17 protein-coding genes are annotated in these 16,932 nt (G+C 34.8%); 9 read left to right on the forward strand and 8 right to left on the reverse strand.

What is annotated here, in order from left to right:
- Nucleotides 1-190: 190 nt before the first annotated feature.
- Entirely contained in the window at nucleotides 191-3,544 is a 3,354-nt protein-coding gene (locus tag ACH0AB_RS10920) for a metallophosphoesterase (RefSeq protein WP_406878159.1), read from the reverse strand.
- A 130-nt stretch (nucleotides 3,545-3,674) separates the two neighbouring features.
- Nucleotides 3,675-4,922 carry a DNA cytosine methyltransferase gene (locus ACH0AB_RS10925; protein ID WP_406878160.1) on the reverse strand — a complete coding sequence of 416 codons (1,248 nt, stop codon included), beginning with the start codon at nucleotides 4,920-4,922 and terminating at the stop codon, nucleotides 3,675-3,677.
- Between the two features lie 84 nt (nucleotides 4,923-5,006).
- On the opposite strand from ACH0AB_RS10925, the gene ACH0AB_RS10930 reads away from it, so the two are divergent.
- The 3 genes from ACH0AB_RS10930 (at nucleotide 5,007) to ACH0AB_RS10940 (ending at nucleotide 7,093) form a co-directional block, all read left to right on the forward strand.
- A complete protein-coding gene (locus ACH0AB_RS10930; protein WP_406878161.1) occupies nucleotides 5,007-5,840 on the forward strand; it encodes a TdeIII family type II restriction endonuclease in 834 nt (277 codons plus the stop codon).
- A gap of 288 nt (nucleotides 5,841-6,128) precedes the next feature.
- Complete coding sequence (locus ACH0AB_RS10935; RefSeq protein WP_406878162.1) at nucleotides 6,129-6,746, forward strand: AAA family ATPase; 618 nt, start codon at nucleotides 6,129-6,131, stop codon at nucleotides 6,744-6,746.
- Nucleotides 6,746-7,093, forward strand: a complete 348-nt coding sequence (locus ACH0AB_RS10940; RefSeq protein WP_406878163.1) for a hypothetical protein — start codon at nucleotides 6,746-6,748, stop codon at nucleotides 7,091-7,093. Before ACH0AB_RS10935 ends, ACH0AB_RS10940 begins: the two co-directional genes overlap by 1 nt.
- A 149-nt stretch (nucleotides 7,094-7,242) precedes the next feature.
- On the opposite strand, the gene ACH0AB_RS10945 is transcribed toward ACH0AB_RS10940, so the two are convergent.
- The gene (locus ACH0AB_RS10945; RefSeq protein WP_406878164.1) at nucleotides 7,243-8,376 is read right to left on the reverse strand and encodes a replication initiation protein; all 1,134 of its coding nucleotides are present in this window, start codon (nucleotides 8,374-8,376) and stop codon (nucleotides 7,243-7,245) included.
- Between the two features lie 612 nt (nucleotides 8,377-8,988).
- A complete protein-coding gene (locus ACH0AB_RS10950; protein ID WP_007115226.1) occupies nucleotides 8,989-9,198 on the reverse strand; it encodes a helix-turn-helix domain-containing protein in 210 nt (69 codons plus the stop codon).
- A gap of 174 nt (nucleotides 9,199-9,372) precedes the next feature.
- On the opposite strand from ACH0AB_RS10950, the gene ACH0AB_RS10955 reads away from it, so the two are divergent.
- Both ACH0AB_RS10955 and ACH0AB_RS10960 read left to right on the forward strand, forming a co-directional pair.
- The gene (locus ACH0AB_RS10955; protein ID WP_007115227.1) at nucleotides 9,373-9,693 is read left to right on the forward strand and encodes a hypothetical protein; all 321 of its coding nucleotides are present in this window, start codon (nucleotides 9,373-9,375) and stop codon (nucleotides 9,691-9,693) included.
- 332 nt (nucleotides 9,694-10,025) lie between these two features.
- On the forward strand, nucleotides 10,026-10,298 hold the full coding sequence (locus tag ACH0AB_RS10960; RefSeq protein WP_204155269.1) for a hypothetical protein: 273 nt from the start codon (nucleotides 10,026-10,028) through the stop codon (nucleotides 10,296-10,298).
- Between the two features lie 75 nt (nucleotides 10,299-10,373).
- On the opposite strand, the gene ACH0AB_RS10965 is transcribed toward ACH0AB_RS10960, so the two are convergent.
- On the reverse strand, nucleotides 10,374-10,916 hold the full coding sequence (locus ACH0AB_RS10965) for a hypothetical protein (protein ID WP_406878165.1): 543 nt from the start codon (nucleotides 10,914-10,916) through the stop codon (nucleotides 10,374-10,376).
- Between the two features lie 316 nt (nucleotides 10,917-11,232).
- On the opposite strand from ACH0AB_RS10965, the gene ACH0AB_RS10970 reads away from it, so the two are divergent.
- Together ACH0AB_RS10970 and ACH0AB_RS10975 are read left to right on the forward strand one after the other, a co-directional pair.
- Nucleotides 11,233-11,670 carry a plasmid mobilization protein gene (locus ACH0AB_RS10970; RefSeq protein WP_286190495.1) on the forward strand — a complete coding sequence of 146 codons (438 nt, stop codon included), beginning with the start codon at nucleotides 11,233-11,235 and terminating at the stop codon, nucleotides 11,668-11,670.
- 83 nt (nucleotides 11,671-11,753) lie between these two features.
- On the forward strand, nucleotides 11,754-14,276 hold the full coding sequence (locus tag ACH0AB_RS10975; RefSeq protein WP_406878166.1) for a relaxase/mobilization nuclease domain-containing protein: 2,523 nt from the start codon (nucleotides 11,754-11,756) through the stop codon (nucleotides 14,274-14,276).
- A gap of 104 nt (nucleotides 14,277-14,380) precedes the next feature.
- On the opposite strand, the gene ACH0AB_RS10980 is transcribed toward ACH0AB_RS10975, so the two are convergent.
- Together ACH0AB_RS10980 and ACH0AB_RS10985 are read right to left on the reverse strand one after the other, a co-directional pair.
- Nucleotides 14,381-14,587, reverse strand: a complete 207-nt coding sequence (locus ACH0AB_RS10980) for an antitoxin VbhA family protein (RefSeq protein ID WP_406878167.1) — start codon at nucleotides 14,585-14,587, stop codon at nucleotides 14,381-14,383.
- A 73-nt stretch (nucleotides 14,588-14,660) separates the two neighbouring features.
- Nucleotides 14,661-14,942, reverse strand: coding sequence for a helix-turn-helix domain-containing protein (locus ACH0AB_RS10985; protein WP_406878168.1), 282 nt, complete (start codon nucleotides 14,940-14,942; stop codon nucleotides 14,661-14,663).
- 108 nt (nucleotides 14,943-15,050) lie between these two features.
- Between ACH0AB_RS10985 and ACH0AB_RS10990 the strand changes: the two genes are divergently transcribed.
- Together ACH0AB_RS10990 and ACH0AB_RS10995 are read left to right on the forward strand one after the other, a co-directional pair.
- Entirely contained in the window at nucleotides 15,051-15,680 is a 630-nt protein-coding gene (locus ACH0AB_RS10990; RefSeq protein WP_248108528.1) for a hypothetical protein, read from the forward strand.
- 168 nt (nucleotides 15,681-15,848) lie between these two features.
- On the forward strand, nucleotides 15,849-16,484 hold the full coding sequence (locus ACH0AB_RS10995) for a WG repeat-containing protein (RefSeq protein WP_406878169.1): 636 nt from the start codon (nucleotides 15,849-15,851) through the stop codon (nucleotides 16,482-16,484).
- A gap of 1 nt (nucleotide 16,485) precedes the next feature.
- On the opposite strand, the gene ACH0AB_RS11000 is transcribed toward ACH0AB_RS10995, so the two are convergent.
- A partial coding sequence (locus tag ACH0AB_RS11000) for an IS3 family transposase (protein WP_406878170.1) occupies nucleotides 16,486-16,932 on the reverse strand: 447 nt, incomplete at its 5' end.

The following is a 16,932-nucleotide window of genomic DNA, read 5'->3' on the forward strand; positions in this document are numbered from 1 at the left end:
ATTTGGCTTTATCGTGAAATAAATGGAATAAAAAAGCGCTGAATTGGCGCTAATTTACAAACTCACGAAAAACAATTGTTTGTCGTGAAAAACTATGACAATTAGTTAAACTTATCATATTAAAAGCTAAACAAATGTACTTACCGCCCTATATGGTCTGAATTCTCAGATGACCCAAATAAGACCGAACTTAAAAATTAATATTAAATTGACTTAATTCATTTCTAGCCTGCTTCCTATGCAAATGCAATTTTTGCTTAAATCTTTGCCTGATTATATCAGCTTGATTTGATTTTAAACTTCCCATTTTACTTATTTCCAAGTCAATAATACATTTACTTAACCTATCTATCATTTGTTTATCCTCCTCGCTTACAAAGAGAAACGACATTTTGAAGAATAACAAATTTTTTAATAATTTATGCTTACTTATCTCAGGTATAATTTTATTAAAATTTTCGATAGCAGTATGAATATCTGCATCCATCAATATAAAAAACGCTAAAATTTTAATATACTCATATTTAATATTACATGGTTCATTATTATCCTTATTATCATCGTTATTATTTACTATTGCTTCCTTATTAAATTCCTTATCTATTAATTCTTGCAAAACGATACTTAATTTTGGAGTAGCTAATTGAGCAGACATGCCACTTATTAAAGCCATGCAGGTTAAATTCTCAAGTATAAAATTTATAGAATCTTTTGATTCTATAATATCACCTTTATTTATAGATAATTTTTTTAAAGAATTAGCTATGCTACTGTCTTCTAATTCAGATAGAATATCTTTATCTTTCAGCTTATTTAAATAATTTACTATTATAAGTGCCCAGTTAAATAAAATTTCTTCTAGACTAGAACTTTTTAAACCATTATCATCCTTACTATTTTCTGAATTGCTTTCCACATTTATTAAATCTCCTGAATAATTATTAATTCCATCATCATTTCCTTTAAGTTCAATAATTTTAATATTAGATTTATTATCAATGAGCTCACTATTGCGTAATGCGACACTATAAAGTATTACAATACTCATCCACTCATTATCTTCTGATTCAGAACGCAAAACTTTTCTTTGGCGGCTTCTATCGGGATTTATTGAAGCACTAGATGGTCTATCAATGTCAAATATTACTTCGGTACTATTCGTATTTTGCTCTAATACTATTTCAGGATCTTCAAAATTTGTATCTAATGTCTCTATCGATATTTCAACACTCTCAAGTGGTCTACTAAGTATTTTATCCTCATCCTTTCTTCTATTTTTTTCTTTACATTTTTCACCAAGTCTAATTAAAACATCTTTTTTATTTCTTTCTAATGCAGTTAAAAAATCAAACTCCATGTAATATTTAGAGTACTTATTACTATCAATAATATCTATCCAAAGTTGATCATTGTCATTAAATTTTTTTGCTAAGTAAAAAGCTCTAAAACAATCAAACTTAAAGCTTATATAGCTAGATGACTCATAAAGTATTCCTTTATTTATAATGTCATCTATAAAATCTTTAGGTTGAGGCAGAGAACGATTTGCAAAAAATCTAGTCGTGAATCTATCAAAATCATCTCTAAGTATAAATTCTTGCTGTCTAGTATCAAGCAAAAGTGAAAACTCTGAAAGAAAGTTTGAAATAACTTTAGAATCAACCGATCCCCTATGTTTAGACTCTTGAAATTTTTTTAATAGCCCGTCAAGTAATGTTTCAATGACTGCTGTTTGATTAATTAATTTTTCACTAAAGGAATTTTGCTCTATAACCCATAGTAACGCTGATATAAGAAATGGTGTACTTGGTACATTTAAACGAGATAAGATTTGAACAACCATTATAGTGTACTTTTCTCTTGCACTTTTAGAATCAAACCATTTACCTGCTAATTTTTGAGTATGTTCATCTTTAAAAGAATGAATATAAATAGTCGTATCAAAATTATCTAATACTTTATCCTTTTTAACTAAAATTTCATCATTAATATTTTCCATAGCAGTACAGATATATCTGCACTTTAAGTACTTAGAAGTAAATTCTGCTATTAATTTAATTTGAGATGGTTTATCAAAATTTATATTATCAAAACAAATTAATAATTTACCGTTATCAAGTAGTTTTCTTAAGTCTGCTTTACTTATCTCTCCATCTACATAACTAGCCATAATAGTCAATACTGAATTATCATTTAAATTACCTTTATCACTTAATTTCAATCTATTCAAATCTACTACAATAGCTAATTGAGCATCTGAATGGAAATCTAAAAATCTTTGACTACAGATATAATCTATTAATGTGGATTTACCTGATTCTTTTTTTCCAAATATTAAGATGTTTGTTTTTTCATTTGCTAATTCTTTAAGATTGGTAAAATCTTTACTAGTATCTTCAGGTTTGATATTAACTTGCTTTTTAGAATAGAATCTCTTTTCATCAGTATATGAAAGAGGTGGCTCAACAAAAATATCATCTATATTTATTGAAGAGAACCTTGAGGAAGGAGAAAGCAATTTTCGGGAAATATCTTCATCAATTTTTTCATATACTTGGTTCGGAATTACTATCTCTATAGATTTAATGTTTTTTTTTAATTCTATGACTTGTTGACCTTGTTCACTAAACCGAATAGAGTTGTCAAATTTATCTCTATCCATATAATATTCTCTAGCTTCTATACTCATTGTGTCGAATGTCAAATTAACTGAATCTATAGTTATTATCGAATAACCGTTAAACCAATCTCTTGATTGATATAAACAACCCGTATTATTTACAACAACGTTACCAAGATTACTTATGGTAGACGAGGCATTTGGTTGATGATTATGCCCGCAAAGAATAATGTCAAAATTCCGAGATATACTATTTTGTATGAGAGTTTTTTCTTTAAGTGAAATCCAGTCAAAAGTATGATGCATTACCCCTATGAGCAACTCACAGTCTTTAAGTTCTTTCAAAGCTAAGTCTATTTGTCTTTCTCCCACTAAAATTTTACCATAATCATCTTCCCCTTTTCCTCCAGCAGACCAAGCTGTGTTTATTGAAGCAAAACCTATTTTATGATTTCCTACATTAACAATTTTAGTAAAATGTAAATCCGAAAAGTTTTTATAATTCTGTTCAAACTTTTTAACTATTTCAAAATAATCTGCTAAATGGCTTAGATAAAAGTTAGAATTATTTTCATTAATTGATTCGATAAATGAATTACCATTCGTAAGTTTATTAATATGTCCTTGCACTGCAATATCTAGACGTTTAAGATTTATGTCATGATTACCAGGTGTAAATATAATTTCAAATTTTGGTAAGGTGCTTTGTAATATATTAATTCTTTCTTCAATTAACTTAACCTGATCAGTCTTATAATTACCTTTATCAGTTATGTCACCACTAATAACTAATATTCCTTCAATTAGGTTTTGTTGTGATAAGTCCTTCAAGAATGCATTAAAGACACGTTCGTTATCAAGTGTGTGATTGATATGAAGATCAGATATATGAACAATCTTATATTTTGTTACATTGTTAATCATATTAGTAATTCCAAAATTTCATCTTAAAAATTTAAAGGTTAAGCAAATAGAAATAATTTTTTAAACGTAGACTTCAACTAATTTATCATAATATGGTTTGTAAAATAATTAGCCATTTAATTTTTTAAATTCAGATTTGATTTAGCATTTTGACTACCGTTTTTCCTAACGCTAATGCTAAATTCACAGGTACCGCATTTCCAATCTGCTTATAAACTTGAGTTGCTGAACCTTCAAACTTCCAATCATCAGGAAACGTTTGAATACGAGCGTATTCTCGAGTAGTCAGTGGCCGATGTTCACTTGGATGACAGCGTTCAGTCTGCTTTTGAGCGGGGGCACATGTCAAGGTTAAACTTGGCTCATTCCAAGATAAGCGTCGTGCCATACCTGTCTTACCACCCCCCAAATAAAAACTACCTAGCATATACTCTTTTTGCAGGTCTACTGGCAAATCTCTCCAATAGCCGCCCTCTGGCACATGAGCCATAATCTCAGCTTTGCGTTTAGGATACGCCTGTCCTACCGATTCAGGCACAGTGCTATCAAACAACTCTCCTGCTTGCAGAGCATCTTTTACCGTCAATAAGCGATAATAGGGCGACGGTTTTACAAACTTGGCTTTCGCTGCCAAATCATTTCGTACCCCAATAATAATTAAGCGTTCTCGTTTTTGCGGCACCTTATAAAAAATTGCTTTATATATATCTTGCTCGACGATGGTATAATCCAATTCCTCTAACACATGAATAATTGTCTTTAGTGTTCTGCCACCATCATTCTCAGTCAATCCCTTCACATTTTCCGCCAAAAACACCTTGGGCTGAATCTCTTTAATAGCTCGCGCCATCTCAAATACCAAAGTTCCCCGCAAATCTTCAAAGCCGAGCTGCTTTCCAGCATAAGAAAAGGGTTGACACGGAAAGCCACCTGTCAGCAAATCCACCTGACCTTTTAAATGCGAAAAATCAACATTCGTGATATCATCTTCAATCACGTTCCAGTTGGGACGATTGGCTCGTAACGTCTGACAAGCATACTTATCTTTTTCGTTTAATAACACTGATTTAAAGCCTGCTTGCTCAAGACCCAGAGCCAAACCACCGGCTCCAGCAAACAGTTCGACCAAAGTATATGCACGTTTAGGCACAACCGCCATATCGTCATCCCAAGTGCTATTAAACATATTGGCAAACTGTGGAAACACTATTAGTTGCTCTTTGCTATAAGGCTTATCGTGTGTTGTTGGATCAAGTGCAGGCACTAATTTACCGTTTTTTGCCCAGCTTTCCACATTCTTTTTTGAAATAGAAAGCACGTCTGCCACTGTTTCCGCAGAAAAGTATGCCTCGTCACAAAACACATTCAACATATTCATAGAACGCCCCAAGCTTAAAAGGCTCATTGTACCGAGAAATGACCACCAGGTCCAGTATTATTTTAAAAAAATTAGGAAAATCCTATGAGCGAAACCATTACACCTACTCAGCCAACCGACCTACATCAGCAAATGCGACAAGCTGTTAAAGATAAGGCTTTATCTATCTTAAAAATGGATGACAAAGTCAAACGTCTTAGCAAAGACATTGACGATGGGGATACTAATCTATTTTTTTTGGAGATGTTTGGCAAACAAGTGATGTTTACCTCCAAGTTAATTACCTCATTACAAACCGCTTTTGGTATGTCATTTTATGAACAAATCTCAAAAACGCTAGGTGAAATGGTCGGTTATGAAGTGCATAACCAATATAAACTCACGGGGTATATTCATAGCAACTTCAAAAGTTATTTAGATACCCTGCTTGAAGATGTTAGATACGCTCCAAGTCGACAATCTGAATATCAACGCATTCAAGAAATACACGAAGAGATTAAAGCTGAAATTGGTAATTTAGATACCATCCCAGACAGTACCGTTGATGTTTTTATTAAGAAACCTGATGATACGGAAATTTATATCGACATTACCACGGTCAAACCCAATAAAAAGGAATTTCGCACCATGAAACAGAAAATACTTAAATGGTACATTTTGCGCTTAAGCCATGGTGATATTACCCCAGATAAAATTCATACTTACATTGCAATTCCATATAATCCGCAATCCAAAACAGATAATACTTACACACGCTGGAGTGAATACTATGACCGTGAAGACTTACTAGTGGGTAATGAGCTTTGGCAACTTGTATCTGGCAACCAGTTTTCATTACAAGATATGATTGAAGTATTTCGAGAAATTGGTCAAGAGTCAAAGTCTGACATTGAGAAAGCAGTTAGGCTGAGTGACTAAGTTTAAATTCACCATAGGTCATATTAACTAATTATTAGTTTAAAAATAACTAATAATTAGTTAATTAAAAATATTAAACAGTTAATGGCAATCATTAAAGTGGGTTTAGAGCTATTTTTGAAGCTCTTAATTTTTTAGAAGTTACTGTTTGTGTGGATATTTGATCTAAAATCAATTTACTACTAAATTTTTTTTAACTGATGGGCATAATAATAAATTACCTTATTCAATTAGTTAATTATTAGTATATAATCAACCAATCATTAACTAATAAAAAAGGATATCGTGATGGCTCAAATATTTACAATTGCTCACCGAAAAGGCGGTGTTGGCAAAACAACGCTTGCAACCAATTTAGCCGTCGCACTCAGTAATAAAGGCAAAACTTTACTCGTCGATACCGATGACCAAAAATCCGCTTACAACTGGAACGAATACCGCCAAGAAAAACTCAATTCGATATCGGTGATTGAAAATTTAGGTAAAACCTTGCAACCACTTAACGATGAATACGAATTTATTCTCATCGATATCGCTGGACGTGATAGCGAAGTATTCCGAGAAGCGTTATTGATATCCGACAAACTCATCGTTCCCACCCAAGCAAGCATACTCGATTTAGAATTATTACCTTATATCGCCGACAAAGTGACCAAAGCTCACAAGCTCAACCCAGACCTAAAAGCCTACATTGTCATTAATCGAGCCAATGCCAATCCAAAAAACAATGAAGTCGCCGAAGCCAAAAAATTTATCGCCAAGTACCCAATTTTTAAACTTTTAAATACCGTTATCCATGACCGTAAACAATTCCGTGATGCGATTATCGGCGGTTTATCTGTATCAGAAATGGGCAGCAGCAAAGCCCATGACGAGTTAAATAAATTCTTGATTGAGGTGCTGTAATGAATAAATTTGACCGTATCAAAGCCAACGCCGATTTTATCCAAGATGTCAACTCGGATGTTAAGCAAACTCAAATTATTACCACCAAAGGGCAAAAACAACTGACCCTTGAGCCGAACATGTTAAGCAATAAAGAACGCTCACGCTCCAAACATGGGCGTAACCTAATTACGCATTTATTTGTTGAGGAACTCGAAGCGATTGAGCTGACCGCAGAGAAATTAGGTGAGCCGTCTATGAGTAACTTTGTACGGCAGTTGATTTTGGATAAATGCCAAAGTGTGCTAGGTGATGAAGAATATGACCGTATCACATCACACAAACGCAATGTGATGAAAAATAAATAAGTTAGTTAAATATTAGTTATTTATTAGTATATAAATAACTAATATTTAGTATATTATTAGTTATAAAATAGTTAATAATTAACTAATAATATACTAAATATTAACTCTTGACTAAAAACCCTAGACGGATATGTTAGGGCTTAATTACATTAGCTATCAGCTTGTTTAAATCCCAACTCCAACAAGTAGGGCATATAGACAGCAACTTGACTGATATCTCGCTGTAATTCATGGGAGAGACGCTCAACGAAGGGCTTCATATCTTCACCCACTTTGGCAAATTTTCCTGAAAAGTTTTGGTCGTTTGCAAGTTTATTGGCAAAAAAATCGGCTTGTTTGGATGATAACAATTTAATGTTATTTCTTGTGCCAGCATCTTCAAGGTTAAACTCAATCTGTTCTGATTTTTTATTTTTTACTTTTTTATTACTATCGTCTAAGTTTTCAAAAGAAAATACAATTTCTGTAACCACTCTTCCTTTTTTTACTTGTGTATAAGTAATTCTTAATGGCGTGTGTTTTTCAATATCCATAATTGCTTTATCTAATACATTGCGTTTAAACTCACTGATAACTGGATATGTATCAATGCAATTAAATTTTTCTCTTAAATACTCAATGGTGTAAGCTTTAGTTTTATTTTTTTGATGCAAGCAACTTGAAATCAACTCAAACAAAATAATGCCGTAGCACCCCAATTTAACTATCATTTGCCTTTGATATTTGGTAAAAGGGTTTGTCTTATCAAAAACAGTGAGCATTTCAATGACATCATTGTGCAAATCAATATGAACTTCACCTTGATTATCCTTATAATCGCCTTTGGTTATCCAAGTAACTTTCACCTTTGACTTATATTTTTTATTTGCACTAAAATTCCAAAACTCATAAGTTTTATGCTGAAGTGAATTACAAATATTTTCTAATTCTTGATAGTATGCTTTACTCTTAATGCCATACTCATCTTGAAAATCTTTTACTCTGACAATAAAAGTACTTTGATAAGGATTTTTATCTACTTCCTTTCGTACAAGTGGCGATAGAAACATAATCAAACGTCTTTCATTTAATTCAAGATTGCTAATGGCATTTAGCAATCTATTTTGCAAGACGATCCATTCCTCTCCATATATTTTACTTACTGTTGGTTGCTCCAACATTTTCTCTTCCAACATTGGAGCGATTATCTTTCGACCTTCTTGCTCCATGATCTCACGCATAAGTTGCATGATAGTGTTCTTGTCTATAGTTTCGCTTTGTAAATTTTGTTGTGAATTATCCATGTGCGACCTTCAAACTTATAGGAATAAACCAATTATAGCCAGTATTATTGTAATTTAAAATTATATATTACAATAATGCCCCATTTTTCTACAAGTTAAACCCCATTTTTCTACAAGTATTACCCCATTTTTCTACAAGTATTACCCCATTTTTCTACAACAATGCCCTATTTTTCTACAACAATAAATTTTTCCTATACCCTTCTAAGCCAGACTACGAAAGGCTTATGACGCTTTTACGAAAAAATCGTAAAGCTTTAAAAAGATAAAAAGATAAAAAATAAAAAGGAAATTTTTTCTTTTTATTATTTTTTTGAAAGAAATTCAAAATAGTAGAACATAAGAATCAGAAATATATTCTATGTTTGGAATGAGAATTTTATCTTTTTTAACCAATTTTTTAATTAAGTGATAAATTAATATGGGTCTAATTTCAATTTTAGATAGGCTATTTTGATGTTTGGAGTATAGGTTAGTAGTTAGGGTACCGAAAGTCCCTCAAATCGCTTAGAACGCATTACAAGGCATTTTAGCGATATGTCTATTTCTCATGTAGGAATTGAATAATTAAAAACTAATTTTTAAATAGATGAGTAACTCAATTTTCCAGCATTACTCATCTTCTTTAATATAAACAAATAAGTCACTTGGTTCACAATCAAGATAACGACAAAGCTTCTCAAGAATTTCCAAATCAACACGGCTACTTTCATTGTTATACATCCGATATAACGTAGTTCTCGAAATATCTGTATCTCTTTCAGCATCAGCAACCCGTAGACCTTTTTGGGCAAATAGTACGGGCAAATTCAAACGTAACATAGATTCCTCAAAACCTTTTCAAAAAATGCTTGCATAATACCTCATTCGTGATAATATATTATCTATATAGAACACAAATTATTATATTTAGATTATTTTATAATTAAAGAAGATGATTGAATTTTAGCTATTATGCCATAGTTAGATTTAATAACCAACGAAGGAGATCACGCTATGAAAAAACCTACCTTACAAGACCTTATTCGACTACAACAGCATAGTCAGTTATTGAAAGACTATGCCAACGACCTGGCCAATCAACTCATTATCGAATTTGATATCAATGAAGGTCATAAAATAGCTCGATTTTTAAAGGTTAGCCAAGGATTAGATAATTATACCGCCGTTCGCTATTGGACAGAGAAATGGCTAAAAGCGCAATATCCTTTGATTGATGATGCTAGCGTAAATGAAGACTTAAAATATGATGATGGACTCTACCCCCAGCTTAAACATCAATTCTTAAAGCATTTTCCCAATACAGCCGTGGCGTAACAACACCAAATATAAAATCGTTGGCGCTATACGCGTTAAGCAAGCGTATAGCCTATGCAAAAACCTAACTTGGCAGCGTTTATACAACAACGCTGCCAGATAAAATGACTATTTTAACTTAATGTTGCTGTCATCAAATTAAACTCGGTGCTCACACAAGAGCGACCTTCAAACCTCAACTAAATAAAAAACATTGCTACTGAAATTAAGCAAACAAGTAGCCAATTTTAATCACATTAATACAAATCTTATAGCCATACCTAGCAAACTTAAAACCAATATCTTAAAAAATCGTTGCTGATTTTAACAATTGTTGGTTTAAAAGTTGGCATGTGACGCCAGAAGAACAACGAATCAAATTTAGCAACTTAGCACACCAGATCTACAAGCACCCTGACTTTCAACACAAATATCTCACCACCAATGATGAACAACATCATAGCCTAGAATTTGAAAAGCTTGTCAAAGACATCATCATGGAAGACCGAAAAAAAGAAATCGATTTTTACGAACTTTTTATCCAAAACGAAGCATTTCAACGAGCATTTTTAAATAATCTACGACAAGTGATTGATAAAAAATCACTCATCGACTTAACACAATAAATAACACAAAATTTTTCTAAAATAAAAAAAGATTTGAAACATATGCAACTCAAATCTTTTTACACCCCAACAACATCACGATAAATTAAAATTATCACTCAACGGTGAAACTAAATTTGACGTATTGACACTAGGGTGATTAATCTCATTAACCTTTGATTCTATAAATTGCTCAACTGGTACAGACGAATCAACTAAAAAATTCTTCAGCCAATCCTTATCCTTCTCACTTAAATTATTATCAGCCAACAACATAGATAAAAAATCTGACAAAGCAATCGTAGCTTTCTGATTCGGTAACTTTTTTAACGACTCAATCATCACTAACCCAAAACGTCTATAGCGATTCTCTACAATTTCCTTTTTCTCATCTTCATGCAATTTTAAAGCCTCTTTTGCTTTTCGCTTTTTATCACGGATAGTGATTTTAGACTTCTCAAACTCTAGCAACAACCTTAACTTTTTAACATCCGCATCAGATAACATAGATTTTTGAGACAGCGTTAATATCAGCTGCTGCTCATCACTAAGCTTTTTAGTCTTAGCAACTTTTTCCTCAAAATCCTTTAATAACTTCATTAATAAATTATTTTCTAACTTAGTAAGTTGTGCTCTCATAAATCACCTATATAGTTATAAACCCTTTTAATAATAATAATAACATATAGCAGAAAATCAAACAAAAAGTGATTTGCAAGTAGCAAAAATTATCCTATAATCAACTAAACTAATAGAATACCCAAAAATTTACATAGCCAGCAATGCCAGAGTTACCAAATTTGTTACACAAATTAGGTAATCTGGCGCTGGCAATTGGGGGCAATGCCCCCTCTTGACACCCCCGTCGTCTCCTATTTTGATTTCCCGATGGTTAATCAAAAAGCGGAGACGATTGAAAACCCTTTGTGGGCTACTTGAATCTTATATGTTATCGATGAATGAAGAACAACAATCAATACCTAATGAGAAAATTAAGCGCCAAAGTCGTTTAAATCTTAGACTCAGTGATAGCGAATTTGAAATGGTGCAAAGCAAAGCTAAAGGATTTGGTTTGCCCTTAGCTAAGTTTGTGCGGGTGTGTCTATTAGACTTACCTAAACCTATAAAACGCACCCATGATTTACCAATTGTTAATCCGGATTTGTATCGTCAGTTAGTGAGCATTGGTAACAACATCAATCAATTGACGCGTTATGCACATACCGCTTCACTAGACCCTAAGAAAAATTTGGATGTGTTAGAACTAGCTTATGCCCTACAAAGAATTGCCAATGAGCTAGAGTTATTACGTTTAGAGCATAGCCTAACTAAAGCGCAAATTATTGAAAATGAAGCGGTAGATATGAATGTGGCTGTTGATGAAACCAAGTAACTAAAATCAGTGGCTAAGCTCAGTAACTAGGCTTGGTAACTAAACTCAGTAACCAGGCTCAATAATTTTATGGCAGAGGGAAAATGTTAGTTCGGTTTTTTAACCATGGTAAAGTCAAAAAAGGATTTGCAACCAGGTCGGGTGGCGGTGGCGATGTTCAATCATATTTATTATTTGATAGAAATGATAAAACTAAACCCCGCGAAGGGGCTCGTTTAATCTATGGAGATGATGCAGTTACCACGGAAATTATTAATGGTATTAAAAATAGTAAGCTTTACACCTCTGGAGTATTATCATTCGCACCTGAAGAATCGATAACTGATACGCAAAAAATTGAAATCATAGAATCGTTTGAAGCCAATTTATTTCCTGGCATGACTCGAGGTGAGTACAGTGGCTATTGGGTCGAGCATGTTGATAAAGACCGCCAAGAATTGCATTTTGTATTTGCAGATATTCATCTACCAACGGGTAGATCGTTAACGGTTTATTACCATCATAAAGATTTAGATTTGGTGGATAGTTGGAAGGATTTGATCAATTTCGATTATGGCTTAGCCGACCCCAATGATGCTAACCGTCAGCGTGTTTATCGGCTTAAAGGCTATGAGTATGCGCATAAAAAAATGCATGAGAAACAGATATTCGCTGAACAAAATAGTGCTTCGTTAGTTGGTACAAATAACGTTGGCACTAACAAAGTATTTATCGAAGAAGAAATTGCTCTGCATTTGGTTGAAACGATTTTGAGTGATAACAGTATTGAATCTCATGAAGATGTGGTACGCCTAATTGGTGAGATGTTTGAAATTACTCGTATTGACAAAAAAGGCAAATCGATTTCGATTAAAAATCCAAACGGTGGCAGAAATATAAAATTAAAAGGGATGCTATATGAGCGAGAGTTCACAAGACAAAGTCTCGAAAATTTTAGAACAACAAAAACAAAAGAACCTGCAACTCGAGCAAAACTTGCAGAACTTAATGAACAAGAGGTTGGACGACGCCTTCGTCGACTTCAACAGCGCTTTAAACAATATTATGAGTCGCATCGAGAGCTCGGGCAACAAGTTGATCAACAACTTACTGAGCCAGGCTACACCTCTGATCGACGACCAAGTGACAACAGCCAACCAGAACCTAGTGCAGTCAGTCAATCAGTTGGAGCAAACTCAGCAGATGCTGAGCAAAACAACCGATCAAATCCAGCTAACCAATCAGAAATTAGGAATATTACAGTTTCAGATTTTAGAGAGTCAGCACCAAAGCCAAAAGCTTTTCAGGGAATACGCCAACAACTTGGTAGAACAAGCCAAGACCCACATGAAGCAGAGCGAGACGGTGTATCAGGGCTTTTACCAAGCCCAAGCGCAAAAACAAGCGAACCTGAGAGTCAAGGCAATGATGATTGGGATGATTACCTTCGTTTTAGCCTTGATTCCAACGCTAGTAATGCTGGGGATGACCTATTACTCAAGACACTTGATGAGCCAACAGCAACAGCAATTGGCTCAGGTGGAACAATCGATAGAACAACAACAGCAGCAGTTGGCGCTGATTTCAGCGAAAATTCAGCAGACACCGGCCGAGGCTCGAGCATTAACGATGGTGACCGTGTTACCCAACGACCAAGATCCCAAGCAAATGCTGATTATTCCCAAAAATCAACAGCAAGTGAAATTTGGTTTGAATCCCAAAAGGCAATTGGTGTTACAGATAGCGCCAGACGCACCAAATCAAAATCGGCAGCAAAGCAGCAAGGAATAACCCATGACCCTACCTATCAGTCCAAGCGAGCTCATCACACAAAGCTTACAAAAATTGTCGGACGATTTGCACAGCCAAATGACCGAGCAAATCAACCAGGCAGTCCAGAATCTACAAACACAGATGAGCGAAACACTTTCTCAATTGATACCAGACTTGCTCGATCAGCTTATACCGATTATCGAAGAAGAAATCCAAGACCGTCTGCAGCCGCAGCTAGCGAAGATGGAGACCTACTTACAAGAATTAAAGACCACCAATCAACAGCAGCTAAAAATGCTAAAATTAGGCAGGGAAGAATATCAGCTCTTACAAGACAAAATGCAACAAGCCTTGAACCAATTAGACAGTATACAGCCAATCGACGACAACGAGTTCAAACAGTTACTAAAGAACTTGGAAAATTCAATCATTACCTTACAGCGCAGCAACACTATGCAGAACAAAGATCTGAAGTCCTTAATCACGCTAATCAAGGAATTAGCGCCTTTAAAGACGGATATGAAGAACTCACTAGCGCATTTCACTCAGCAGCAGAAAGTTTTAGACAATTCACTCAAGCAGTTTCAACCCTTGCTAATGCGATAGGTGATTTATTTAAACGTCGCTTTGATGAGTTAAAGCGAAAAGCAATGACTTATGCCAAAGCAGGGCGGCTGTATGAAACCGCTGAAGATGGGTCCAAAGGCGCACAAGCCACGACCGAACAAGTTCAGCAATTTGTTGATAGCCATCCGCCTAATATGAGCGGATTCACACAGTTAACTGAGAATGTTAAAAGGTGGGAAGAACAGGCGCTTAACAATGAACCATCTGGACCAAGCTTTGGACCATAAAGGGTCTTAGTTATCAAAATAGCGATTGTTACTGGGTAACAAGCAAAAAATTAAGTGTTTAATAGCAATCGAAAGCCAAAATGCTATATGTATTATTGAAAGGGTTACTCGGCGTTGATAGATAGATAGCGTTGTGAGTTAAATTTGCGCAGCGCCTCTATAGTTTCCGTCAAACTGATTTCATCCTTAAAATAGCGTTCCACAATCGCATGCATTTCAGGCGGCGTTTCAAAACCAGAAAACGCACTGCTATTGCAGGCAAACTGCCAGTTTCTACGGCGCTGAGCTTCAGTCTTTGCATCAATCATCATGATATCCCAACCCAATCAGTCACATAGATCATCATTATTTTAAATTTGAAAATTTATTTTGAAAAGGATTAGTCTAAATATTTGCCTTTTTCTCATTAATATTCATTTTAAAAATCAAAATATTCATAGCCAACGCTTCCTCTGCAAAAAAGAAAGCAGGTGATACCTCCAGTACTTCAGCAATACGAGCCAAAGTCTGTAAATCAGGTAAATGTACGCCTTTTTCATACCGATTAATGCGGGTACTGGCGACAAACTCATCTAATCCTATCGCAATTCCAAGCTGCTCTTGAGTGAGTTTTTTAGCTTTTCTGGCTTGTTTAAACCTTGTTATAAAAATCTCCTGTAAATCCATAGCTTATTCCTACGTTAAAGCTACGAATTTCGTATATTTTCTTTGATTTTTTACTACGTATATCGTAGTATTTTACAAACACTCGTTTTCTTTTATTGAGGAGTCAGGATGACCGTTCAAATCATCCCAGTTAATGATGATAAAGCGCCCGTATTTGACCATACCGGTATCTTTAAAAAAATAGCTTTACGCAGTGTATTAATCCCTATTCCGTTAGCCCTATTGATATGGCTAATCTCAGGACGCCGAGAATTCTTTTCTTGGTACTTTTTATTTATGTTTTTAGTATTTGTGATTAATACTTGGCTGGTTAAAACCAAAATGATTCTGTCTAAAGGTCGCAATATGGTGCAACCCATCCATGACTACTATAAACAGCAGATAGTTGCGAAAGGGTTTCATGTGGATTATGAATCACCGGGTATTTTAATTGACGATATTGCCAAGAAAATTGCTTTTACTATCGATCCTGAACGTAAACCGCAATACATGATTTGTGATTATGGGGATATTCAAGCCTGGAAGCTGTACCAAAAGGATGTGATTAAGCGACGTGATTATCACATTAACTTTGATACGGGTCGTGTCACGGGCGGTAATTATGTTGAGATGACGGCAAATGCCGTAACTGTATTTATAAACTATGCCCCACAACCTCGTTATGGTTTTTGGGTGAGTCATGAACATGAGGCTGAAATGTGGTCAGCCCGGTTGAATACACTATTAAATGGTCAATAAGTAATTAACTAAACTGTTGTCATAAGTAATTATTACAGTCATCTCAATGAGAATAATAACATTAACTAGTTACAAAAGTATTTTTACCATAACTGTTTTCTATTAGAAAAATCATTGTTATCGTATGAGTAGACAAAGATTGAACAATTAAAACAAGGAATAAGTTCAATGCCCGCTATCTTAACTCGTCATTTACCTATCCTATTAGGGTTAGCCTGTATTAGTCTAACCAGCACCGCTTGGTCAGCAACCTGCAATAAACCAAATGTAAAAGGCTATCAGTATGTGGGCTGTTTAAAAGATGGCTTAGCAGGGGTTGGTAAAGACACCCCACAAGGGATAAAAACTGGATTTATCAATGCTCAAGGCAAACTAGTCATTCCGACTATTTATGAAAGTATGAACACGGTTGACGATTCTCCCGAAAAATTAGTACCCGAGTTTGCTGAAGGGGTCGCAGCGGTCAATAAAAATATGCCAACTGGTACTAAATACGGCTATATCGATAAAACGGGCAAAACCGTAATTGATTTTAACTACGAGTATGCAGGTAACTTTGGTAATGGTCTTGCGCCTGTTCGTCAAAATCAAAAGCTTATGTATATTAATCATGCAGGCAAAACGGTATTTACCGTACCGTACGATGATGCAGCAAGTTTTAGTGAAGGACTTGCAGTAGTCGCTAAGCAAGGGAAATTTGGCTATATCAATACCAAGGGTAAGCTAGTAATACCCATTCAATTTAACCTTGACGAAGGTGACAGTATGAACCACCCCGAATTTATCGGAGACAAGTTTGCTTGAGTCAAGCAGCATAGCCTGACGGTTTTAATGAACAATAGTAAATATTCTCCGCATCAATAGGCGACAAATATCCATTTCTAGAATGTAATCGCTCATGGTTGTACCAGTGTACCCAATCAAGGGTAGCTAAAGCAACATCATTGATGCCTTCCCATTCATGTTTGAAGTAATCAATCACCTCCGTTTTGTATAGCCCATTGATGCTTTCAGCTAGGGCATTATCGTAAGAATCACCAGTTGTACCTACCGATGCGGCAAGTCCAGACTGTTTCAGCCGTTCACCGTATTTAATCGATAGGTACTGGCTGCCTTTATCACTATGATGAATTACCTCGCTAGGTCTGCCACGAGCATCTAACGCTTGATTTAGAGCATCAAGTACCAGTTGGGTATCCATGCGATTGGATACTTTCCAACCGACGATGACCCGTTTAAACACATCAATGAC

The organism is Moraxella sp. 179-F 1C4 NHS (assembly GCF_045370505.1).
Taxonomy (GTDB): Bacteria; Pseudomonadota; Gammaproteobacteria; order Pseudomonadales; family Moraxellaceae; genus Faucicola; species Faucicola tetraodonis.